Annotated in this window: 15 protein-coding genes and 1 pseudogene; 10 read left to right on the top strand and 6 right to left on the bottom strand. The window is 70.3% G+C overall.

Translation table 11 applies throughout. The features are described 5' to 3' along the window. Positions 1–96: 96 nt before the first annotated feature. The 4 genes from E1202_RS02790 to E1202_RS02805 all read left to right on the top strand — a co-directional run bounded on the left by E1202_RS02790 (position 97) and on the right by E1202_RS02805 (position 7,226). On the top strand, positions 97–2,061 hold the full coding sequence (locus E1202_RS02790; protein ID WP_132680729.1) for a TIGR03960 family B12-binding radical SAM protein: 1,965 nt from the start codon (positions 97–99) through the stop codon (positions 2,059–2,061). A 219-nt stretch (positions 2,062–2,280) separates the two neighbouring features. Further along, positions 2,281–3,075: a TIGR03936 family radical SAM-associated protein gene (locus E1202_RS02795; protein WP_132680730.1), complete on the top strand. Its 795-nt coding sequence runs from the start codon at positions 2,281–2,283 to the stop codon at positions 3,073–3,075. A gap of 167 nt (positions 3,076–3,242) precedes the next feature. Continuing rightward, a complete protein-coding gene (locus E1202_RS02800; protein WP_132680732.1) occupies positions 3,243–6,251 on the top strand; it encodes a translation initiation factor IF-2 N-terminal domain-containing protein in 3,009 nt (1,002 codons plus the stop codon). Positions 6,252–6,320: 69 nt separating this feature from the next. Further along, on the top strand, positions 6,321–7,226 hold the full coding sequence (locus E1202_RS02805; protein ID WP_132680734.1) for a hypothetical protein: 906 nt from the start codon (positions 6,321–6,323) through the stop codon (positions 7,224–7,226). On the opposite strand, the gene E1202_RS02810 is transcribed toward E1202_RS02805, so the two are convergent. The 4 genes from E1202_RS02810 to E1202_RS02825 all read right to left on the bottom strand — a co-directional run bounded on the left by E1202_RS02810 (position 7,211) and on the right by E1202_RS02825 (position 14,122). Then, positions 7,211–7,999, bottom strand: coding sequence for a helix-turn-helix transcriptional regulator (locus E1202_RS02810; RefSeq protein WP_235877605.1), 789 nt, complete (start codon positions 7,997–7,999; stop codon positions 7,211–7,213). The two genes, E1202_RS02805 and E1202_RS02810, sit on opposite strands and share 16 nt — an antisense overlap. Before the next feature lie 94 nt (positions 8,000–8,093). After that, positions 8,094–11,321: an arabinosyltransferase domain-containing protein gene (locus E1202_RS02815; RefSeq protein ID WP_235877607.1), complete on the bottom strand. Its 3,228-nt coding sequence runs from the start codon at positions 11,319–11,321 to the stop codon at positions 8,094–8,096. A 132-nt stretch (positions 11,322–11,453) separates the two neighbouring features. After that, positions 11,454–12,425 carry a glycosyltransferase family 2 protein gene (locus tag E1202_RS02820; protein WP_132680738.1) on the bottom strand — a complete coding sequence of 324 codons (972 nt, stop codon included), beginning with the start codon at positions 12,423–12,425 and terminating at the stop codon, positions 11,454–11,456. After that, positions 12,422–14,122 carry a hypothetical protein gene (locus E1202_RS02825; RefSeq protein ID WP_132680739.1) on the bottom strand — a complete coding sequence of 567 codons (1,701 nt, stop codon included), beginning with the start codon at positions 14,120–14,122 and terminating at the stop codon, positions 12,422–12,424. The genes E1202_RS02820 and E1202_RS02825 overlap by 4 nt, the downstream gene beginning before the upstream one ends. Before the next feature lie 438 nt (positions 14,123–14,560). Here E1202_RS02825 and rplU point away from each other — a divergent pair, with 438 nt between their 5' ends. From rplU to proB, 4 genes are all read left to right on the top strand, one after another. Further along, positions 14,561–14,869, top strand: a complete 309-nt coding sequence (gene rplU / locus E1202_RS02830; RefSeq protein WP_132680741.1) for a 50S ribosomal protein L21 — start codon at positions 14,561–14,563, stop codon at positions 14,867–14,869. Positions 14,870–14,883: 14 nt separating this feature from the next. Continuing rightward, the gene (gene rpmA, locus E1202_RS02835; RefSeq protein WP_093421130.1) at positions 14,884–15,141 is read left to right on the top strand and encodes a 50S ribosomal protein L27; all 258 of its coding nucleotides are present in this window, start codon (positions 14,884–14,886) and stop codon (positions 15,139–15,141) included. 182 nt (positions 15,142–15,323) lie between these two features. After that, positions 15,324–16,823 (top strand): GTPase ObgE, encoded by a 1,500-nt coding sequence (gene obgE / locus E1202_RS02840; protein WP_132680998.1) that lies wholly within the window; start codon positions 15,324–15,326, stop codon positions 16,821–16,823. Next, positions 16,820–17,935 carry a glutamate 5-kinase gene (proB, locus tag E1202_RS02845; RefSeq protein WP_132680743.1) on the top strand — a complete coding sequence of 372 codons (1,116 nt, stop codon included), beginning with the start codon at positions 16,820–16,822 and terminating at the stop codon, positions 17,933–17,935. Before obgE ends, proB begins: the two co-directional genes overlap by 4 nt. Before the next feature lies 1 nt (position 17,936). Here the strand turns inward: proB and E1202_RS02850 are convergent, their stop codons facing one another. Next, on the bottom strand, positions 17,937–19,208 hold the full coding sequence (locus E1202_RS02850) for an MFS transporter (protein WP_132680745.1): 1,272 nt from the start codon (positions 19,206–19,208) through the stop codon (positions 17,937–17,939). 194 nt (positions 19,209–19,402) lie between these two features. Here E1202_RS02850 and E1202_RS02855 point away from each other — a divergent pair, with 194 nt between their 5' ends. Together E1202_RS02855 and E1202_RS32745 are read left to right on the top strand one after the other, a co-directional pair. After that, positions 19,403–20,656 carry an RNA-guided endonuclease InsQ/TnpB family protein gene (locus tag E1202_RS02855; RefSeq protein WP_132680746.1) on the top strand — a complete coding sequence of 418 codons (1,254 nt, stop codon included), beginning with the start codon at positions 19,403–19,405 and terminating at the stop codon, positions 20,654–20,656. 18 nt (positions 20,657–20,674) lie between these two features. Continuing rightward, positions 20,675–20,851, top strand: a pseudogene (locus E1202_RS32745) (DUF885 family protein); the annotation flags it as partial. Here E1202_RS32745 and E1202_RS02865 read toward each other — a convergent pair. Beyond that, a complete protein-coding gene (locus E1202_RS02865; protein WP_132680748.1) occupies positions 20,829–22,949 on the bottom strand; it encodes a RecQ family ATP-dependent DNA helicase in 2,121 nt (706 codons plus the stop codon). The pseudogene E1202_RS32745 and the gene E1202_RS02865 overlap by 23 nt on opposite strands. Positions 22,950–22,989: the final 40 nt, after the last annotated feature.

The raw sequence follows: 22,989 nt of genomic DNA on the forward strand, positions 1-22,989 counted from the left end.
GCGACTTGAGATGGCTGTGGGGTGGTTTCAGCCGGGCCTCGCTCGGCTGAAACGCCCCCGCTCGGCGCTCGGTCGAGGGACCTCTACCCTGGTCGCGTGGCTGTGGAGTCCGTTTTCGACAGGTTGGAACCCTTGCTGCCGCGGGTTTCCAAGCCCGTGCAGTACGTGGGCGGCGAGCTCAACTCGACCGTGAAGGCGTGGGAGGACGCCACCGTTCGGTGGTGCCTGATGTACCCCGACGCCTACGAGGTCGGGTTGCCCAACCAGGGTGTTCAGATCCTCTACGAGGTCCTCAACGAGCAGCCTGACGTGCTCGCCGAGCGCACCTACGCGGTGTGGCCGGACCTCGAAGAGCTCATGCGCGAGCACGAGATCCCGCAGTTCACCGTGGACGCGCACCGCCCGGTGGGCGAGTTCGACGTCTTCGGCGTCAGCTTCGCCACCGAGCTCGGCTACACGAACCTCCTCGGTGCGCTCGACCTGGCCGGAATCCCGTTGCACGCGGTGGACCGCACCGACGACCACCCGATCGTGCTGGCAGGTGGTCACGCCGCGTTCAACCCGGAGCCGATCGCCGACTTCGTCGACGCGGCGGTGCTGGGTGACGGCGAGGAAGCCGTCCTGGAGATCACCGAGGCCGTCCGGCGCTGGAAGGGCGAGGGCCGCCCGGGTGGACGCGACGAGCTGCTGCTGCGGCTGGCCGAGTCCGGCGGCGTCTACGTCCCGAAGTTCTACGACGTCTCCTACGGCGAGGACGGCGCGATCGCCGAGGTCGTGCCCAACCAGGAGCGCGCGCCCTACCGGGTGTTCAAGCGCACCACGATGGAGCTCGACGACTGGCCGTACCCGAAGCAGCCGCTGGTCCCGCTCGCGGAGAGCGTCCACGAGCGGATGAGCGTGGAGATCTTCCGCGGCTGCACCCGGGGCTGCCGCTTCTGCCAGGCCGGGATGATCACCCGTCCGGTGCGCGAGCGCTCGATCGAGGGCATCGGCGAGATGGTGCAGCGCGGCCTGGAGAACACCGGGTTCGAGGAGGTCGGCCTGCTGTCGTTGTCCTCGGCCGACCACTCCGAGATCGCCGAGGTCACCAAGGGCCTGGCCGACCGCTACGAGGGCACCAACACCGGTCTGTCGCTGCCGTCGACCCGGGTCGACGCGTTCAACATCGACCTGGCGAACGAGCTGTCCCGCAACGGCCGCCGCTCCGGGCTCACCTTCGCCCCGGAGGGCGGCAGCGAGCGGATCCGCCGGGTGATCAACAAGATGGTGTCCGAGGAAGACCTCATCCGCACCGTCTCGGCTGCCTTCGCCAACGGCTGGCGGCAGGTCAAGCTGTACTTCATGTGCGGTCTGCCCACCGAGGAGGACTCCGACGTCCTGCAGATCGCCGAGATGGCCAAGGAGGTCATCCGCGCAGGTCGCGCGGCGTCCGGGCGCAAGGACATCCGGTGCACGATCTCCATCGGCGGGTTCGTGCCCAAGCCGCACACCCCGTTCCAGTGGGCTTCGCAGACCGACCCGGAGACCGTCGACGACCGGCTGCGCAAGCTCCGCGAGGCGATCAACACCGACCGCTCGCTGGGCCGCAACATCGGCATGCGCTACCACGACGGCAAGCCCTCGCTGATCGAAGGACTCCTCTCGCGCGGTGACCGCAGGCTCGGCCGGGTCATCGAGCGGGTGTGGCGCGAGGGCGGCCGGTTCGACGGCTGGAACGAGCACTTCTCCTACGAGCGCTGGGTGGACTGCGCCGAGTCCGAGCTCGCCGAGCTGGGCGTGGACCTGGCCTGGTTCACCACCCGCGAGCGCACCGAGAACGAGATCCTTCCGTGGGACCACCTGGACTCCGGTCTGGACAAGGAGTGGCTCTGGGCGGACTGGCAGGACGCCCTGGAAGCCCGTGAGCAGGACGACTGCCGGTGGACCCCGTGCTTCGACTGCGGTGTGTGCCCGACCATGGGCACCGACATCGAGGTCGGCCCGACCGGGCGAAAACTGCTTCCGATCTCGCCGGTCGGACAGGGCTCTCCGGTGCGAAATCCGGCGTTCACGAACGGCTGACCTGCGTGTTCGTGCGCGGTCGTGCGATCGCGCACGAACGTGCGTGCAGCCGTCGGACAGGTACGGTCTGGATCGAAAACTTCCCGTTGGGTGTTGTCACCTCGCGGTTGAGCAAGCAAGCATCGTCGTCGACAGCGGTCCTGGGGGACCGGCGGTGACGATCATGGTCGGGGAGGCATTCTGAGTCGGCGAGATCACCCCAATCCCTCGGCGCCGCCGGTGCAGAAGCTGCGCCTGCGCTACGCCAAGCGGGGCAGGCTGCGGTTCACCTCGCACCGCGACGTGGCGCGCACCTTCGAGCGCGCGCTGCGCCGGGCCGGCGTACCGATGGCCTACTCCCAGGGCTTCAGCCCGCACCCCAAGGTGTCGTGGGCGGGAGCCGTGCCCACCGGTGTGTCCAGCGAGGCCGAGTACCTCGAGCTGCAGTTAGTCGAACGCGTGGAGCCCGAGTCGCTGCGCGCCGAACTGGACGCCGCCCTGCCTGACGGGATCGACCTGCTCACGGCGGTGGAGGCGACCCCAGGGCCGCTCGCGGACCGGCTGGTGGTCAGCAAGTGGCGCATCGACATGCCCGGTACTGGAGTGGCCGAGCTGCGCCAGGCGGCCGAGCAGCTGATGGCTGCCGACAGCGCGCTGGTCGAGCGGATGACCAAGGACGGTCGGCGCACCATCGACGCGCGTGCCGCGCTGCTCAGCGCGGAGGTCCGGGAAGGTCCTCGGCCGATTGCGCAGCGTGATCAAAAACGCCACGCGACCGCCCAGGTGGACGATTGGCCCGAGGCGTCCGCACCGTATGGGATACTCGTAACGGTCGTGCGGCAGACAACACCCGTCGTACGACCCGACGACGTACTGAGCGCCCTGCGTGTCGTCGCCGGTCTGGAACCGTCGGCCGCCGCGAGCGCGACCCGGCTGGAACAGGGTCGGCTCGATGACGGGGGAGGCATTGCCGACCCGTTGGCCCAGGACTCAGACGGCGACCGGACTCCGGCGGGAGAGCCCGCGGCCGGGTGACGGGCGGCGTGACGTCGTCGACCCGCCGTACGGCTTCCCGGCCTGCAGGTCCGGGGCGGAGGGACCACGAAGAATTGCCGTCGCCCGCGGGCGGCGGAAACTAAAAGATCGCACATGCCTCTGTGCGGCCGCGTCCACCCGGACGCGCCCGGGGGCGGAGGAGCTGGATGTTGAACATGGATACGCCCGCTGGGAACAACGCCAGCGGGCAATCGCCCACACCCACCCAGGATGCGCAGGACACCATCGAGTTGCCCGCGAAGCTCAGGGTGCACGCGCTCGCCAAGCTGCTGGGAGCCAGCAGCCGGGAGATCATCAAGGCGCTGGACGAGCTCGGCGAGCCCGTCCGCAGCGCCCAGTCGAACATCAACCGGGATCTGGCCCTGCGCGTCGTGCAGACGCTCAACCCGGAGCTGGTGGCCGAGGAAGGCGAGGGCGCGGCCGAGGCCGCCCCGGCTCCCGAGGAACCTGCCGCCGGGTCGAGCGAGGCCGCGGAGACCGAGCAGAGCGCTTCGGTGCCCGCTGCGGACTTCGCGTCCCCTCCGTCGGAGGCGGAGGAGTCCTCGGTCGGCCTGACGCCGCTGTTCGCGGCTCCGGAGGCCATGTTCCTGGCCCCGCAGCCGCCGGCGCAGCGCCCGGCCGCCGCCGAGCCGGAGCCCGCCGAGGCCGCGCCCGCCGCGCCGGCCGCGGAGCCCGCCGCTGAGACCACCTCCGAGGAGGGGGACTCCGACTCCGACTCCGCCTCCGACGGCGATGACGACTCGGGTGACTCCGGCAGCCGCCGCCGTCGCCGTCGTGGTCGCCGGGGTCGTGGCCGGGGTCGCGGCGCCGATTCCGACACCGAGTCCGGTGGCGAGGACGGCTCCGACGACAACCGGTCCGAGGCCGCCCAGGCCGAGACCTCCGGTGAGAGCTCCGAGGACTCCGACGAGCAATCCGGCGAGTCCGAAGGCCAGTCCGAGGGCTCCCGCCGTCGTCGCCGCCGTCGTCGTCGCAAGGGCTCGTCGGACGACGAGAGCGGCAGCCGCGAGGACGACCCGCCGAACACCGTGGTGCACGTGCGCGAGCCCGCCGCCGAAACCTCGCGGCAGGACTCCAGCGACGACGAGGTGCGCGCGGTCAAGGGTTCGACCCGCCTGGAGGCCAAGCGCCAGCGCCGACGGGACGGCCGCGAAGCCGGTCGGCGTCGCGCGCCCGTGCTGTCGGAGTCGGAGTTCCTGGCCCGCCGCGAGTCTGTCGACCGCAAGATGGTGGTCCGCCAGAACGGTGAGCAGACCCAGATCGCGGTTCTGGAGGACAACGTCCTCGTCGAGAACTTCGTGACCTCCTCGGGCACCGGCTCGCTGGTCGGCAACGTCTACCTGGGCCGCGTGCAGAACGTGCTGCCCAGCATGGAAGCCGCCTTCGTCGACATCGGCCGGGGCCGCAACGCGGTCCTCTACGCCGGCGAGGTCGACTGGGACGCCGCCGGGCTGGCCGGCAAGGCCCGCCGCATCGAGCAGGCCCTGCAGACCGGCGACAGCGTCCTGGTGCAGGTCACCAAGGACCCGGTCGGTCACAAGGGCGCGCGGCTGACCACCCAGATCAGCCTGCCTGGCCGGTTCCTGGTCTACGTGCCGGGCGGCGGCGCCACCGGTATCAGCCGCAAGCTGCCCGACACCGAGCGCAAGCGGCTCAAGGAGATCCTCAAGCGGATCGTGCCGGACAACGCCGGCGTGATCATCCGCACCGCCTCCGAGGGCACCAGCGAAGAAGCGCTGGACCGCGACGTGCGGCGGCTGCAGGCGCAGTGGGAGGTCATCAAGGAGAAGGCCGAGACCCCCGGTGCGAACGCCCCGCAGCTGCTCTACGAGGAGCCGGACCTGCTGATCAAGGTCGTCCGCGACCTGTTCACCGAGGACTTCTCGTCGATGACCGTCCAGGGCAACGACGCGTGGGAGACCATCGAGGCCTACGTCCAGCACGTGGCGCCCGACCTGGCGTCCCGGCTGGACAAGCACGTCGGCAAGAACGACGTGTTCCACGAGAAGCGGATCAACGAGCAGATCGCCAAGGCGCTGGACCGCAAGGTCTGGTTGCCCTCCGGCGGCTACCTGGTCATCGACCGCACCGAGGCCATGACGGTGATCGACGTCAACACCGGCAAGTTCACCGGCTCCGGTGGCAACCTGGAGGAGACGGTCACCCGCAACAACCTGGAGGCCGCGGAGGAGATCGTCCGCCAACTCCGGTTGCGCGACATCGGCGGCATCATCGTCATCGACTTCATCGACATGGTGCTGGAGTCCAACCGGGACCTGGTGCTGCGCCGGCTCACCGAGTGCCTGGGCCGCGACCGCACCCGCCACCAGGTCGCCGAGGTGACCTCGCTGGGCCTGGTGCAGATGACCCGCAAGCGGGTCGGCACCGGTCTGCTCGAGGCCTACAGCAGCACCTGCGAGCACTGCCGCGGGCGCGGGCTCATGGTCTCCACCGAGCCGATCAACCACCAGCACGGCAACGGCGGTGGCGGCAACGGCGGCGGCGGCAACGGCGGCGGCAACGCCCAGAGCGGTGGTGGCAACGGTGGCCGCCGCAACCGCAACCGCGGCAAGCAGCAGGACGCCGACCAGCAGGCCCCCGAGCCCAAGGCCGAGCAGAAGACCGAGGCCAAGCCGGAGCCGAAGGCGGAGGTCAAGGCGGAGCCGAAGGCGGAGTCCAAGCCGGCCGCCAAGCCGGACGCCAAGCCCGAGTCGAAGCCGGAGCCGAAGGCCGAGGAGCGCAAGCCCGAGCCTGCCCCGGTCGAGTCGGAGCCGGTCGAGCCGGAGCCGGTCGAGCCGAAGGCCGAGGAGCCGAAGGCCGTCGAGCCGACGCCCGAGCCCGTCGAGGCCACCAAGCCCGTCGAGCCGGTCGCCGAGCCGAAGCCGCAGGTCGCCGAGACCCCGGCTGCCCCGGTCGAGCAGAAGCAGCCGGAGCCGGCCGAGTCGCAGGTGGAGTCCAACGGGGCCCGTCCGCGTCGCAAGGCCGTTCGGTCCGCAGGTAGCGCGGGTGCCCCGGCGCAGCCGCTGGTGGTGGCCAAGCCGGAGCCGAAGCAGTCGACCGACGACGGCCTGGCCAACGTCGAACCGGCCGCCCCGGTCCGCAGGACCCGCCGCCGCGCGGTCTCGCGCCCGTCCGGTCCGCCGGTCGAGGGCTGACCCGATCAACACCGGAAATGGCCGATCCGTTCAAGAACGGGTCGGCCATTTTCGCTTAACGTCGGTGGTATGACTCGTTGCACACCGCAGCGCCTGGCGGACGCCGAGCGCTTCATCTGGCTCACGGCCCGCGTGCTGGAACAACGCCGCTTCGAACACCTCCACGCCGGAGGCTCGGCAGCGGCGGTCCACACCGCGCTGGAGGCCTACCGCTGCTCCGACGGCGGGTACGGCTACGGGCTGGAACCGGACGCGCGCGGCCCCATCAGCCAGCCGCTGCAGACCTGGACGGCGCTGACGATCCTGGACGAGATCGGCCGCTGCGCCGAGGACGCTCCGGCCATCTGCGACCACCTCGCCACCATCACCCGCCCGGACGGCGGTGTGCCCGGCGGCGACGTCCGGCTCGCCGACTACCCGCACGCCCCGTGGATCCCGGTGGTCGAGGAACCCGAGGGGTCGCTGCTGTCGACCGCGCTGATGGCGGGCGTGCTGCACAAGAACGCCGTCGAGCACCCGTGGCTGTCGGGCGCGACCGAGTTCTGCTGGAAGCGCGTCGACGCGCTCACCGAGACCCACCCCTACGAGGCGATCGCCTCGGTCGCGTTCCTCGACCACGTGCCCGACCGGGAGCGGGCCGAGCGAGCGGCCGAGCGCATCGGCGGGTTGATCCGCGAGGCCGGGTACGTGCTGCTCGACCCCGAACGCCCGGAGCTGGCGCGGGTGGCGCCCGGCTACGCCTCCGGTGAGATCCCGGGGGTCTGCGACTACGCGGCGAGCCCGGCGAGCCTGGCCCGGCGGTGGTTCAGCGACGCCGAGATCGAGCGGGGGCTGGACCACCTGGCGGCGCAGCAGCGCGAGGACGGCGGCTGGCCGATCCACTGGCTGGAGTGGGCGCCGAGCACCGCGCTGGAAGGCAGGCCCCGGGTCACGCTCGACGCCCTGCGCGTCCTGAGCGCCTACGACGCGGCCTGATCCCGCGCGAAGTACCGCTTCGGAGTCAGGCCGGACAGCCGGCGGAACTCCCTGGTCAGATGGGATTGGTCGGCGTAGCCGCAGCGGTGGGAGAGGTCGGCGAGCCGGTGCTCGCCGCCGCTGCGCACGGCCCGCTGGAACCGCAGCACGCTCACCAGCGTCCGCGGCCCGTACCCGACGGCGTCGTCGATCCGGCGCCGCAGCTGCCGCTCGGACACCCCGATCCGGCCGGCCAGCGCACGCACCGAAGGCGGTCGCGGAGCGTCCAGGGCGGCGACCGCGACCGCCACGGCCGGGTCGGGCTCCCAGTCGGCCAGGCGCTCCCGCGCGAAGCGCTCCAGCAGCGCGGGCGCCAGCTCGGGTCGCTCGTCGATGGCATCGGCGAGGTCGCGTCCTCGGGAGCTCCAGAGCTCGGTGGCGTCCACGCGCAGGTCCTGCAGCTCAGCCGCGGGGACGCCGAGCAGCAGCCGGGCCATCCCCGGTCGGGCCCGGATGCCGAACACCGGTGCTCCGGCGTCCAGCCCGGAGACCCACGCCCTGGTGTCGGGACCGACGGCCTCGACCCGTCCCGCTCGCCAGATCAGGTCGACGCAGCCGTCGGGAACGACCAGCTGAAAGCCTTCGACCGGAGCGGGGCCGTGCCCCCACAGGCACGACACGAACCCCCGCAGCTCCGCCGAAGGCGACGACTCCCAGTACCGCACACCCAGCAGTATGCGATGCCGCCCGGACGGAGCCACCCGCCACCAGGCGTCCTGCCGGGGGAGCGTCACGTCGCCAGCGGCGATTGTCGGCCCGAGCCGTCCGTGAGACAACCGAAACGCGCGGAGCCCCGGTCCCTCGGGACCGGGGCTCCGCCTGGGTGGATCAGTTCTCTTCGGTGTCGAAGGACGGGATGTCGGTCCTGTCGTCGGAGCTGGGCATGTCGCCCGGCAGGTCCAGGCCCTGCGCGGGCGGCCCGGGAGACCACAGGCCCGAGTGCGTCTCGGTGTGCAGCTCCAGCGCCGCGGAGGCGGGCAACGCGTCCGGTGTGTAGGGGTGCACCTGGTACAGCGAGCCCCAGTCCTTCTGCGGGTCGTTGGTGAGGTAGGTCGGCAGGTTCCGCACGCTCGACGCCACCGTCATCCAGCCGAACGGCCCACCGGCGTCCGGCGAGGACCAGCCCTCACCGATGCCCCGGACCTCCTCGCCCGCGCTGACCCGGAACTTCGGCATCTCCGCGATGCCGTTGTACAGCCCCGAGATCTCCAGGCACGGGTGCACCAGCCCGGCAGGCCACTCCACGAACGTCGGGTCGTTGCCGACGAACTTCGTGAGCTGGGTCAGCTTCGGCACGCGCGGCGCCGACACCGCCAGCCAGCCGCTCTGACCCAGGGACTGGTCGACCAGCACCATCCGCAGCTTCGTCGCGCCCTCGGCCTCCCCGCCGAGCAGGTAGCGGTGCTCGCGCCATCCCGGCGGCGGGCCCTGCTGGACCGGGTACCGGGTGGTGAGCTGGAAGCCCTGCGGGGTGTCCTTGCCCAGTTCGAAGTAGACCTGGTTCGCGCCCGTCTCCGAACCCGCGATGCTGATGGCCACCGGCAGCTTGCCGGACCGGGCCTCCTCCGGGATGTCGAACCACGGAGTGCGCAGCTCACCGGTGCCCTGACCCTCATCGTCGTAGCTGCCCCACACCGGGGCCTCGGGTCCGCCGAACTGGTTCGGCGGACGCCAGCTCGGCGCGTCCGGGGAGGACTCGTCGGTCGGCGGCACGCCCGGATCGGCGAAACCGACCTGCTTGGGCTGCAGGTACTGCTGGGCGTTCTCCTGGTTGGCCAGGCGTTGCGGCGGCAGCTTCAGATCGGGCTGCTTGGCCGGGGCCGGCACGGTCGGCTGCTGCGCGGACGCCTTGAGCACGCCCTCGCGCGGGTTGGTCTCCACCCCGACCGAGTCGGACAGACCGCAGCTCTGCTGGGTGAGCTGCTTGATGTTGTCGGTGCCCAGCGTGTAGCTCGGCCCCTGCTCGACGATGCCCTTGCCGAACGCGGCTAGCTCCCCGAGCACCATCAGCGCGCACAGCACCGACAGCGGCGCCGTGCCCCAGCGCAACGCGAGGTTGCGCTTCTCCTTGCTCTCCCAGCTCTCGTCGACGACCTTCGGGTTCTTCTCGTCGATCCGCAGGTGCTCGACCACGGCGATGATGCCGGTGATCATCGCAACCACCAGGATCATCGTGCTCGCCTTGTAGCCCTTGATCGACGGCGGCTTGTCGAACCACGGGACGCCCCAGCCGGACACGTACCACCAGGCGTTCGGGCCGGTGGCCGCGAAGGCCAGCATCACCAGCAGACCGGTCACGAACGCCATCCGGTTGCGTCGCGAGCGCAGCACCGTGGTGCTGGTGGCCAGCGCCGTGAGCGCCGCCAGCGCGCCGCCGACCGCGGCGAAGATGCCGAAGTGGTGGGTGTGCTTGGTGGGGGTCAGCGCCAGCACCGCGAAGGACATCGCGGCCACCGCCAGCAGCCGCCGGCTCGGACCGAGCGCCGCACCGCGGATCCGTCCGCGGCGCAGCAGCACCACGCCGCAGGTCGCCACGCAGAGGACCACCAGCAGCACCGGGAAACGGCGGCTCAGCGAACCGTCCGGGCTCTCGCTGAACAGAAGCAGGTAGCGGCTGAGCTCCTCGTACCAGTGCCCGTTGGGCCCGAAGGTCGTCTTGAGCTCCATCGCGTCCATCACCGAACGCCACGTCTGGTCGTAGAACACCAGCGTGAGGATCACGAACCCGGACGCGGCCAGTGGCGCCAGCACCGGTAGCCAGCCGAACTGCTGCGCTCGCTTGCGCACCATCCGGTGCAGCGGCTTGAACCCGGCGACGTAGGGGAGCACGGCGATCAGGCCGTGCGGGTTGACGCCGACCGACAGCGCGGCGGCGACCAGGCCCAGCGCGGCGGGCGTGAGCCGCTCGGTGCTCACCGCGCGCTCGACGGCGCACAGCGCGAGCAGCGAGAACAGCACCACGACCGGCTCGGCGCGCAGACCGTTGTTGTAGGGCAGCCAGAAGGCGAGGAACACCGCGGCCGCGGCCCAGCCGGCGGCGTTGCTGCGCCGGACCTGCTGGCCCAGCCGGGGGAGCACCTCGCGGGAGATCAGCAGCCAGCTGATGATGCCCATCAGCAGCGCGGGCAACCGGACCCACGGGGTGGCGGTCGACACCCTCACCCACAACGAGTAGACCTCGTAGAACCAGCCGAACGGCGATTCCGGGTTGGCGAACCAGCGGTAGTAGTTGCTGACGTAGCCGGCGCTCTGCTCCGAGCGCACCATGCTCAGCACGTAGCCGTCATCGGAGGTCATCGCCCCGATCAGCCACCAGATCCCCAGCGCGACGAACACCGAGATGTCGCGCAGCGTCGGCTTCCACCAGCGCTTCGGCGCCAGGCGTGGAGCGCGCCGACCGGCGAGGACGTCGAGTCGTCGCAGGCACAGCACTGAGCCGATGAACGAGGCCAGGGTCAGCACGATGACGGTCGTCTTCAGCGGCGTCGCCCACGAGCTGAACCGGTTGTCCACCCTGGCCTGGAAGTCCAGCCCGCGCACGTCGTCGCGGGTGTTGTCCAAAGTGGAGTAGATGCCGGTCAGCTGGGGGCGCTGGTCGCCGGTCTGGTTGACCCAGCGCTCCTTGCCGATGGTGGCGGTGGTGCCTCCGGCGTCGGCGTGCACCTTCAGGGTGCAGTCACCGGCGGGCAGTGGGGTGGTGCCGATCTGCTGGCCCTTGGAGTAGAGCAGCGCCTGCCCGTTGTCGACCTGCAGGACGAGACCGGTCAGCTGACCGGAGTCCGAATCGGGCGAGTTGGTGCTCAGCAACAACCCCGGGCCTTCGGTTCTCGCGTCCAGGCTCCGCGCCGAGGCGCACGGGACCTTCGCGTCCAGCCACACCGGTGCGTAGGTCACCAGTGGGGCGGAGACCGACTTGGTTCCCTCCGCTGTCGGCCACCGCAACGTCCCCACCTTGTGGTTGACGGGGAGGAACGGGACGAGGAGCGCCAGGACGGTGCCCACCAGCCCGAGAAGCGTGGCGAGCAACCGCAATTTCTTCGCCGACTCTTGCTGCACGGGGGAGACCCTACGGGCGATGACAGGGTGTGTTCTGCCGCCCCCCGGCCTATTTCGCATTTGCGTCAGGTAATGCGCAATCGCTTTGTCAGGAGCTCGTTACCGCGCTGTGTTCCGAGTTGAAATGTTCGGTCACGAAGCGTGTTGAGCCGCATTCGCAGTTCGCGTGGTCTGGTCCGCGACCAGCACCGTCACGTCGTGCTCACGTCCGGTTCGGTGCAGCACGAGTTCGGCCAGAAGACCCAACGAGATCATCTGAACTCCGAAGATCTCCAACAGAATCCCGAGCGTCAGAAGTGGACGAGTTCCGATCGATTCGTCGGTGAACAACCACACCCCGGTCAAGTACAGCAGCACCAGAGTCCCCAGCGTTCCCGCCAGCATCCCGAGCCCGCCGAACAGGTGCGCCGGACGGCGTCCGTAGCGGGTCAGCGCCATCACCGTGAGCAGGTCCAGCGCGCCGCGCGCGTAGCGCTCCAGCCCGTACTTCGACACCCCGTGCTGCCGCGCCCGGTGGTTGACCGTCCGCTCCACCACCCGGTAGCCGAGCTGGTGCGCCAGCGCCGGGATGTAGCGGTGCAGCTCCCCGTACAGCGGAACTCGCCGGTACACCTCGGTGCGCGCCGCCTTCAGCCCGCAGTTGTGGTCCGACAGCCGCAGCCCGGTGATCAGCCCGGTGAACCAGTTGAACACCTTCGACGGCAGCCGCTTGCCCAGCGGATCCTTGCGCTGCGCCTTGTGGCCGCTGACCAGGTCCGCGCCGGAGTCCAGCTCGGCCAGCAGCCGGGGGATCTCGGAGGGGTCGTCCTGCAGGTCGGCGTCGAGGGTGACCACGAGCTCGCCGCGCAGCTCGGAGACCCCGGCGGCCAGCGCAGCGGCCTTGCCGAAGTTGCGGCGCAGCCGGATGCCCCGGATGCGCGGTTCCAGCGCGGCGTGCTCGATGATCACCTGCCAGCTGTCGTCGGTGCTGCCGTCGTCGACGATCACCAGCTCCCACTCGCGGTGCTGGCAGGCCATGGCCTCGCTGATCTCGGCGAAGAGCTTCGGCAGGCTGTCGCGCTCGTCCTTGGCGGGAGCCAGCAGGGAGACTTCCGGGACCTTCATCGCGCCACCTGCGGATTCTCGGTGAGCGGCCGGATCCACCAGCCGTCGGGGAACTGGAACGCCACGCGCAGCGGACCTGTCCGGGCGGGAGCGACGGCCTGGAAGCCGAGCCCGCTCTCGATGCCGGGCGTGGCGGCCTCGGCGTCCGAGCGTGGGATGTCGACCACGCCGCCGCCGACGACGGTCCCGGTCTGATCGAGCACGGCCACGCAGCGAGCGCGTTCGATGCCGGAGATCGCCCAGCCCTCGAGCATCCGCGCGCCGCCCTGGACCTGGTCGGTCTCGGCGTTGAGCACGACGTCGCGGCCGTCCGGTCGCGGTTCGCGCAGCGAGTCGACGCTGGGCGTGCGCCAGGTCGCGGTGCTGACCCGGTCGCCGACGTTGAGCCCGTCCGGGCAGCCGAGCGAGAACTCGGGGGAGAAGGGGTAGTGCCCGAGCGCCTGGAGGCGGGGCAGCAGCTGACCGGGCGAGGGGAAGCGGTCGGTGAAGGCGTCGGGATGCCCGATCCGCGCGGCCACCGCCAGCAACTGCTGGTTGGGCGCGTCGGCCCGCACGCTCTGCGCCATCGGCGCCCCGAGCGCGACCGTGGCCAGCGCGGTGGCGCCCACCGCGACCGCGCGGAACCGCGGCCATCGCGCCCAGGCGACCACGATGACCAGCACCGCGATCCACAGCGCGGCGGTCATGCTGTTGTAGCGGCTCTGCAGCCCGGCCGACTCGCCGAACGCGGCGCGCGAGCCGGAGATCATCACCGCGCAGCCCAGCGCGTAGAGCGCCAGCCCCCACCACGGCGCGGCGATCCGCCGCTCGGCGGTGGTCTGGTTCGCGTGCAGCACCAGCACGCCGAGCCCGGCGACACCCGCCAGCAGCGCCACCGAGGGTTCGGTGCCGGTCCACACCATGCCGAGCATGCTCAGCCCGGCCAGCATCGCCTGCGCCGGATCATCGGTCGGCGAACTCCCGCCGCCGCCCTGCGGGCCGCGCAGCACCAGCCAGGTCGCGACCACCGCGAACCCGACCACCAGCGGGGTCGCGACCCACTTCCGCCGGTCGCCGCGCAGCCACGCCACCAGCGCCAGCGCCGGCCACACCGCGAAGGAGGTCCCGTAGCTGATCGAGGCCAGCAGGCCCAGCACCACGGCGATCGAGCGGTGCTCCCGGTGCATCGCCAGCAGCGCGCCCAGGACCAGCAACATCGCCAGGATCCACGAGGCGCCGCTCATCGAGCGCACGTAGTTGTGGATGCCGTGCGGGTTGAACACCAGCGTCGAGGTCGCCGCGAGGAGGCCTGCCCGCTGCCACGGGTCGAGGTGCTTCGGCAGCATCGCCAGGACCAGCAGGACGCAGCCCACGCCCATCGCCAGCACGGCCAGGCCCAGCGGCTGGTTGAGGCCGTGCCCGAAGCGGGCGCTGAGCCAGAACAGGAGACTCGGCAGCACGAACGGGTGCTCGTTGCGGAATCCCAGCAGCGCTTCGGGACGCAGCGAGCCGTCGACGTCGGTGATGTCGAGCAGGACCCACCAGTAGTCGTAGAAGTGCATCTGCGGGTAGCGCAGGATCTCGCGCAGCATCATCAGCGGCGGCACGACGGCCGACAGCCCCAGCAGCAGCGGACCGAACCGGCGCACCGGACCGGGGGCGGCTGGTGTCGTGGGTGCGGCGGCCTGGCGGGCGGTCTCCGAAGCGGTGTCAGTCACCCTGCGTTTCCCTAGATCATCACGAGCGGCCACTGACGGTAGCAAGAGCAGGTCACGATGGTTGCGGAACGGCGGGATCCGGCCAGGATCCGCCACGGTGGCGGGGGCGGTTCGCCGGTCCGCGGCGAGCTCGCTTATGCTGTTCCGGCTCGCCCGTCAGCGCGTGATCCGCGGATCCGCACTGGTGGTACCGCCCCGGTCGATCGGGGACGGAAACCTGGTCTGTATGATGGGTGAGAACTTCTCGCCGCCGGACGGGCGGAGAGATTAAACGCCTGTTTCGAGTGCGGTCGCTCGTGCGGTCCTCGCTGTTGAGACAGGAACCCACCGAGACGCTGCACCAGCGGCGTGGTAGGAAGCCCCGGCCTTCACGGCGGGGCGGACGTCCGCCGCACACTGGTGAATTAGCGAAACCGAGCAGCAGGAGACTTCCGACTCATGTACGCGATCGTCAAGACCGGCGGCAAGCAGTACAAAGTGGCTGTCGGGGACGTCGTCCAGGTCGAGAAGCTCGAGGGCGAGCTGGGCTCCGAGGTCGCGCTCCCGGCGGTTCTGGTCGTCGATGGCTCCGAGGTCACGACCGACGCCGACGTGCTGGCCAAGGTGTCGGTGACCGGCGAGCTGGTCGAGCAGACCAAGGGCCCCAAGATCCGCATCCACAAGTTCAAGAACAAGACCGGCTACCACAAGCGCCAGGGTCACCGGCAGAAGCTGACCCGGGTGAAGGTCACCGGCATCAACAAGTGAGGACCTGAGTAGTCATGGCACACAAGAAGGGCGCATCCAGCTCTCGGAACGGCCGCGACTCGAACCCCAAGTACCTCGGGGTGAAGCGCTACGGCGGCCAGGTCGTCAAGGCCGGTGAGATCCTGATCCGTCAGCGTGGGACCAAGTTCCACCCGGGTCTGAACGTGGGTCGGGGTAACGACGACACCCTGTTCGCGCTGTCCGCCGGTACCGTCGAGTTCGGACGTTACCGCGGCCGCAAGGCCGTCAGCGTGCAGCCCGTCGAGGCCTGATCCGGCTCTCGACGCAGGCCAGCAACTTCCCGGCGAGGGGCGGAACCGGCATGACCGGGCCGCCCCTCGCTTTGTGTTGTCCGGGGTGACCTGCACCGCGGTCGGGAAGCGCACCGGTCGCGCCGCTGTTGCAATCGAGACCAAGAGCTCTACCCGCCGGGCGGCCGCTCGGCTTGATCTTCCTGGAGGCATTCGTGTCGCGGTTCGTTGACCGCGTGACCATCAGCGTCGCCGCGGGCGACGGTGGAAATGGCTGCGCCTCGGTGCACAGGGAGAAGTTCAAGCCGCTGGGCGGTCCGGACGGCGGGAACGGTGGCAAGGGCGGCGACGTCCGCCTGGTCGTCGACTCCGGCGTGCACACCCTGCTCGACTTCCACTACCGGCCCAACGCCCGCGCGGTGAAGGGGCAGCCCGGCAAGGGCGGCCACCGCAACGGCGCCCAAGGCGAGGACCTGGTGCTGCCGGTCCCGGACGGCACCGTCGTGCTGTCTCCCGACGGTGAGGTGCTGGCCGACCTGGTCGGCACCGGAACCACGTTCATCGCGGCGGCCGGCGGTCGCGGCGGGCTCGGCAACGCCGCGCTGGCCTCCAAGGCCCGCAAGGCGCCGGGCTTCGCGCTGCTGGGCGAGCCCGGCGAAGAGCTGGAACTGGTGCTGGAGCTGAAGTCGGTCGCCGACGTCGGCCTGCTCGGTTTCCCGTCGGCGGGCAAGTCCTCGCTGATCTCGGTGATCTCGGCCGCGAAGCCGAAGATCGCCGACTACCCCTTCACCACCTTGGTCCCCAACCTGGGCGTGGTGACCGCGGGCGAGACGGTGTTCACCGTCGCCGACGTGCCCGGCCTGATCCCCGGTGCCAGCCAGGGACGCGGTCTGGGCCTGGACTTCCTGCGGCACATCGAGCGCTGCGCGGTGCTGGTCCACGTGGTCGACTGCGCGACGCTGGAGCCGGGTCGCGACCCGATCTCCGACATCGACGCGCTGGAGAACGAGCTCGCCGAGTACACCCCGGCGCTGGCCGCGGAGCAGGGCGGCGCCGACCTGGCCGACCGCCCGCGGATGGTGGTGCTGAACAAGATCGACGTGCCGGAGGCCCGCGAGCTCGCCGACTTCGTGCGCGCGGAGGTCGAGGAGCGGGGCTGGCCGGTCTTCGAGATCTCCACCGCCTCCCGCGAGGGCCTGCGCGAGCTGAGCTTCGCCATGGGCGCCGAGGTCGAGCGCTACCGCGAGACTCTGCCCGAGCCCGAACCGGCGCGCGTGGTGGTCCGGCCGACCGCGGTCGACGACGGTGGTTTCACCGTCGAACCCGACCCGGAGGACGAGGACGCCTTCATCGTTCGCGGCGAGAAGCCGGAGCGCTGGATCCGGCAGACCGACTTCAACAACAGCGAGGCCGTCGGATTCCTCGCCGACCGGCTGGCGAAGCTGGGCGTGGAGGACGCGCTGGCCAAGCAGGGCGCCGAGCCCGGCAGCCAGGTCACCATCGGCACCATGACCTTCGACTGGGAGCCCTCCACCCCAGCGGGGATGGCGAACCTGCTCGGCCGACGCGGTCACGACCTGCGGCTGGAGTCCGACGACCGGGTTTCGGCGCACGAGCGCAAGATCGCCAAGCAGGCGCGCCGCGGTAGCGGGCTGGACGAGTTCGGCCGCTACGTCGGGGGCGAGGAGGAGGACGACGAGTGAGCCTCTCGACGACTCGGCAGGCGGTCGCGGCCGCGCAGCGGATCGTGGTGAAGGTCGGTTCGTCCTCGTTGACCACCACCGAGGGCGGCTTGGACTCCGAGCGGTTGTCGGTCCTGGTGGACACGGTCGCGAAGCGGGTCGCCGCCGGGGGACAGGTCGTGCTGGTCTCCTCGGGCGCCATCGCCGCCGGGATCGCGCCGATGGGCCTGCGGCGCAGGCCGAAGGACCTGGCGACGCAGCAGGCCGCGGCGTCGGTGGGGCAGCTGGCCCTCGCGCACGCCTACGCCGAGTCGTTCGCCCGCTTCGACCTCACCGTCGGCCAGGTGCTGCTCACCGCCGATGACGTGGTGCGCCGCAGCAACTACCGCAACGCGCAGCGCACCCTGAACCGGCTGCTCGGGCTGGGCGTGGTGCCGGTGGTCAACGAGAACGACACGGTGGCCACCACCGAGATCCGCTTCGGCGACAACGACCGGCTGGCCGCGCTGGTCTCGCACCTGGTCGGCGCCGACGCGCTGATCCTGCTGTCCGATGTGGACGCCCTCTACGACGGTGATCCGCGCAAGGGCGGCTCGAAGGTGATCCGCGAGGTCACCGGCGCAGCCGACATGGCCGGCGTCGACGCGGGCAGCTCGGGTGCGTCCGGGCTGGGCACCGGCGGCATGGCGTCGAAGGTCGCGGCGGCGAAAGTCGCCTGCACCTCCGGCATTCCGGTCCTGCTCACGTCGTCGGCCAACGCCGGGAGCGCCTTGGGCGCGGCGGACGTGGGAACGGCCTTCGCCGCGACCGGGAACCGCCTGTCGGCCCGGCGCTTCTGGCTCGCCCACGCCGCCGGGGCCAACGGCCGCCTCTGGCTGGACGACGGTGCGGTCGCCGCGGTCGTCAAGCGCCGCCGGTCCCTGCTGGCCGCCGGGATCACGGCGGTCGAGGGCGCTTTCGACGGCGGCGACGTCGTCGAACTCCTCAACCCGACCGGCAAGGTCGTGGCCCGCGGTGTCGTCGCCTACGACGCCGAAGAGCTCCCGACCCTGATCGGTCGCTCCACCCACGACCTCCCGCCCGAGCAGCGCCGCGAGGTCGTCCACGCCGACGACCTCGTGCCGCTGCGCTGACTCAGCGCAGTTCGGTGGCCCGGGTCTCGGGCAGCGTGCGGATGACGAAGAACGCGATCACCGCGCCCACCGCGATGTACCAGAAGAACCCCGTGGCGATGCCGAACTCGGCGAAGGCCTGGATGACCAGCGGTGCCGTGCCGCCGAAGACGGCGACGGTGAGGTTGTACCAGGCGCCGATGCCCAGCCCGCGCAGCTCGGTGGGGAACAGCTCGGACATGATCGCCGGTGCGATCGAGGTCATCGCGGTGTAGAGCCCGACACCGACGCAGAACACGACGAGCAGGCTGCCCAGGCCCGGTCGCACGAGGCTGGACAGCGGCACGATGAGGATCGCGATGGCCGCCGACCACACCAGCAGCTGCGGTTTGCGGCCGTAGCGGTCGGACACCGCGCCCATCGGGTACTGCAGCGCGATGAACAGCGCCGTCGCGATGGACAGCGCGAGGAACACGTCGGTGGCGTCGGCGTCGCGGTTCTTCACCGCGAACGGCGTGAGCGCGCTGAAGAACGTGTAGTAGCACAGCGTCGAGAGCATCGAGAACCCGATGAGCTGCCCGACGGCCTTGGGGTGCTCCCGCAGCGTCAGCATCAGCGGGTTCTTCAGGGCCTTGGCCTTGGTCTTGTTCTCCTCGTACTGCTCGGTCTCGGTCAGCGTGCGCCGCAACCACATGCCGACGAGCCCGAGCACGCCGCCGACGATGAACGGGATCCGCCAGCCGTAGGAGGTGAGCTGGTCCTCGCTGAGCACGGAGGTCAGCAGGAATCCCAGCAGCGAGGCGATGAGCAGCGCGGCACCCGTGGAGATGTAGAAGAACGACGAGTACCGGCCCCGCCGCGACGGTGGCGCGATCTCGGCGAGGTAGGCCGAGGCGTTGGAGACCTCGCCGCCGAGCGAGAGTCCCTGCCCGATGCGGGCGAGGATGAGCAGGATCGACGCGAGCCACCCGATGGACTCGAAGGTCGGCAGGACACCGATGATCAGCGATCCGCCGGCCATCAGCGAGATCGTCACCAGCATCGCGGTCTTGCGGCCGCGCAGGTCGGCGAAGCGGCCGAGCATCCAGCCGCCGAGCGGGCGGAAGAAGAACGCGAGCGCGAAGGTCGCCAGCGTGTTGATCAGCGCCCATTCGCCGGGGAAGAACGCGGACGCGAAGTAGACGCTGAACGCGGTGTAGATCGTCCAGTCGTACCACTCGATGGCGTTCCCGATGCTCGCCGCGACCAGCGTTCGGACCGGCAGCTTGTGGGCCACGGCTTCGTCCTGGGACATCGCAACCTCCGCGTCGCGCCCGAGAATGGGGTGTCGACACGGTAAGCGCTCGTGGGTCCGCACGAAAGATCCGAATCCAATATGGAATCACCGAAATCCGGATGAGAACCACGCAGGTCTTGGGGTAGCCGGGCAAGGTGTCTCGTGCTGCGCGGAGCGACCCTGTTGTCAGTGGGTCACTTTATGGTCACGGCGTGCAGCTTCGATACCGTTTCCGTCTGTACCCGACACCGGGCCAGCAATCCGTGCTGGCCCGGGCGTTCGGGTGTGCGCGTGTGGTGTTCAACGACGCCATCGCGGCCCGGCGAGACGTCTACGAAGCAGGAGGCAAGACCCCGACGGCATCGGAGCTGTCCAAGAAGCTGATCACCAACGCCAAGAACACCCCGGAGCGGGCTTGGCTAGGCGAGGTATCGGCTGTTGTCCTGCAACAGGCGCTTCGGGATGCTCAGCGGGCGTATGAGAACTTTTTCGGCTCACTGAGCGGGAAACGCAAAGGCCGTGAGGTGGGTGCGCCCCGATTTAAGACTCGCCGTGATCGTCGTCAGTCGGTGAGATTTACCGCCAATGCACGCTGGTCGATCACGCCGGGCGGCAAGCTGCGGTTGCCGAAGGTCGGTGAGGTGCCGGTGCGCTGGTCCCGCACTTTGCCGTCGAAGCCGTCGAGCGTGACCGTGATCAAGGACGCCGCTGGGCGGTACTTCGCGTCGTTCGTCGTCGACACCAACCCCGAGTCCCTTGTCGATGAGGCTCCGGAGATCGGTGTGGATCTGGGCTTGGAACACTTCGCGGTGCTCTCGGACGGCACGAAGATCAAGTCTCCGAGGTTTCTACGCAGAGCGGAGAGGAAGCTCAAGCGGGCACAACGAGACCTTTCCCGAAAGGAGATGGGAAGCAAGAATCGGGATAAGGCCAGGACCAAGGTGGCTCGTGCGCACGTGCGGGTGGCTGATGCGCGTCGGGAGTTCCATCACCAGCTTTCCACTCGGTTGATTCGCGAGAACCAAGCGATCGCGGTGGAAGATCTGGCGGCATCAGGACTTGCGCGTACCCGTCTGGCGAAGTCGGTGCACGATGCTGGGTGGTCGTCGTTTGTGTCGATGTTGGAGTACAAAGCCGCACTGTATGGGCGCAAGCTGGTGAAGATAGGGAGGTTTGAACCCACCTCTCAGGTGTGCTCGAAGTGCGCTGTGAAGGACGGCCCGAAACCGCTGCACGTCCGCACCTGGCAGTGCCTGGCCTGTGGTGTGTGGCTGGATCGGGATATCAACGCGGCGGTCAACGTCGCGAAGGCCGCCGGGCTGGCGGTGACAGCCTGTGGAGCGCAGGTAAGACCCGAACACGTTCGGGCACAGCGCGAGGAAGCAGGAACCCACCGAGGCGACCCGATGCGCACGGACAACCGTGCCGTCGGGCGCGGTAGGAATCACCGGTTTTCACAGCGGTGAGGAAGTCAAATCGATGCTCCGGGTCAGGCGCTGTCCTACATGGTCGGACGGCTGGAGATCTAGCGGCTGCGCGCGCAGGCCGAACGCCATCCGGGGTTCGACCTGCACGCCTTCCACGACCTGGTGCTGGCCCACGGCCCGCTGCCGCTGCCGGCGCTGGCCGAGGTGGTGGTCAGCTGGTCGAGGCGAGGGTGAACGGCAGCACCGCGGGCGCACCGGCTCGGCGGACCATGCGGCCGACGACCGTTGCGGTCCAGCCGGTGTCGGCGTAGTCGTCCATCAGCAGCACCGGGCCGTCCAGGGCCGCCAGCTTGCCCGCCAGCTCCTCGTCGATCTTGAACTGGCGCCACAGCGAAGCCACCCGCTGCGCGCTGTTGGTGGCGCGGTTCGGCGTCGTGTTCGGGTTGGTCAGGACCTCGCCGAGCAGCGGCAACCGGCCGATCCCGGCGATGCGCTCGGCCAGGCTGCGCACCAGCTTCGGTCGCGTCCGCGAGCCCAGGGCCACGACGCCGACCGGGCGCTGCTCCCACTCCCACGCGGCCAGCACCTTGATCGCGGCCTGGAACAGGTCGTCCGGCAGCTCCTGGTCGGGCGCCCCGGCGGCCAGCAGCTCCCGCAGCCGGTTGCCCCAGCCGATGTCGGTGAGCCTGCCGATCGCGCGACCCGTGGTGGACTGCTCGTCGGCGGGCAGCTTGCCGGAGGCGTCGACGCCCAGCGCGGACATGCCGCTCGGCCACATCTTGCGCGGTGCGATGTCCACGCCCGGACGCTGCAGCCGTTCCTGCGCCTGCTGCACGGCCTGCTCGTCCACCTCGGCGGAGTAGCCCGACCCGGTGCAGTTGTCGCAGCGCCCGCAGGGCTCGGCGTGCGGGTCGTCGAGCTGGCGGCGCAAGAACTCCATCCGGCAGGACGACGTGGTCTGGTAGTCGATCATCGCCTGCTGCTCGGCCTGGCGCTCTGCCTCGATGCGCCGGTAGCGCTCGGCGTCGTAGTGCCACGGCTCGCCGGTGGCCTCCCAGCCGCCCTTGACCCGCTGGACGGCGCCGTCGACGTCGAGGACCTTGAGGACCATCTCCAACCGGTTGCGACCCAGCTCCACATGCGGTTCCAGGGCGGCGGTGGAGAGCTTGCCCTGCTCGGTCAGGGTGTCGAGGACGGCGCGCACGGTGTGCTCCGGCGGGAACGCCAGCGAGGCGAAGTAGCTCCAGATCTCGCGGTCCTCCGGGCCGGGCAGCAGCAGCACCTCGGCGCGCTGCACACCGCGACCGGCGCGGCCGATCTGCTGGTAGTAGGCGATCGGCGAGGACGGCGCGCCCACGTGCACCACGAAACCGAGGTCGGGCTTGTCGAAACCCATGCCGAGCGCGGAGGTCGCCACGAGCGCCTTGACCTTGTTCTCCAGCAGGTCGGCTTCGGCCTGCTCCCGCTCGGCCGGGTCGGTGCGGCCCGAGTAGGCCGCGACCTCGTAGCCCTGCTCGCGCAGGTAGGAGGTGATCTCGTGGGCCGCGGCGACGGTGAGGGTGTAGATGATGCCCGAACCGGGCAGTTCCTTGAGCTGCCCGGCCAGCCAGCCCAGCCGGGCCTGCGCGGTGGGCAGCCGCACGACGCCGAGGCGCAGGCTCTCGCGGTCCAGCGTGCCGCGCAGCACCAGCGTCTCCTGCGGATCGGTGAACTCGCCGCCGACGCCGAGCTGGTCGGAGACGTCGGCGACCACGCGGTCGTTGGCGGTGGCCGTGGTGGCCAGCACCGGAACGCCCTCGGGCAGTTCGGTCAGCAGCGTCCGCAGCCGCCGGTAGTCGGGGCGGAAGTCGTGTCCCCAGTCGGAGATGCAGTGCGCCTCGTCGACCACCAGCAGCCCGGCGTTCTGGGTGAGCTCGGGCAGGATCGTGTCCCGGAAGTCGGGGTTGTTGAGCCGCTCCGGGCTGACCAGCAGCACGTCGACCTCGCCCGCGGCGACGCGCTCCTCGATGTCGGTCCACTCCTCGGGGTTGGCCGAGTTGATGGTGGCGGCGTGCACCTCGGCGTTGGCCGCGGCGGCGACCTGGTTGCGCATGAGCGCCAGCAGCGGCGAGACGATCACGGTCGGTCCTTCGCCGAGCTCGCGCAGCAGCGCGGTGGCGATGAAGTAGACCGCCGACTTGCCCCAGCCGGTGCGCTGCACGACCAGCGCGCGGCGGCGTTCGAGCACCAGCGCGCGGATCGCCGCCCACTGGTCCTCGCGCAGCGCGGCCTCGGGGCCGGCCAGTGCTCGGAGTCGTTCTTCGGCGAGTTCCCGCAGCGCTTCTTCGTCCACGTCCCGAATTCCTACCGGACGCCGCTGACGCCACGCCCCC

Origin of the sequence: Saccharopolyspora karakumensis (assembly GCF_004349225.1) — a bacterium.
Lineage (GTDB): Bacteria > Actinomycetota > Actinomycetes > Mycobacteriales > Pseudonocardiaceae > Saccharopolyspora > Saccharopolyspora endophytica.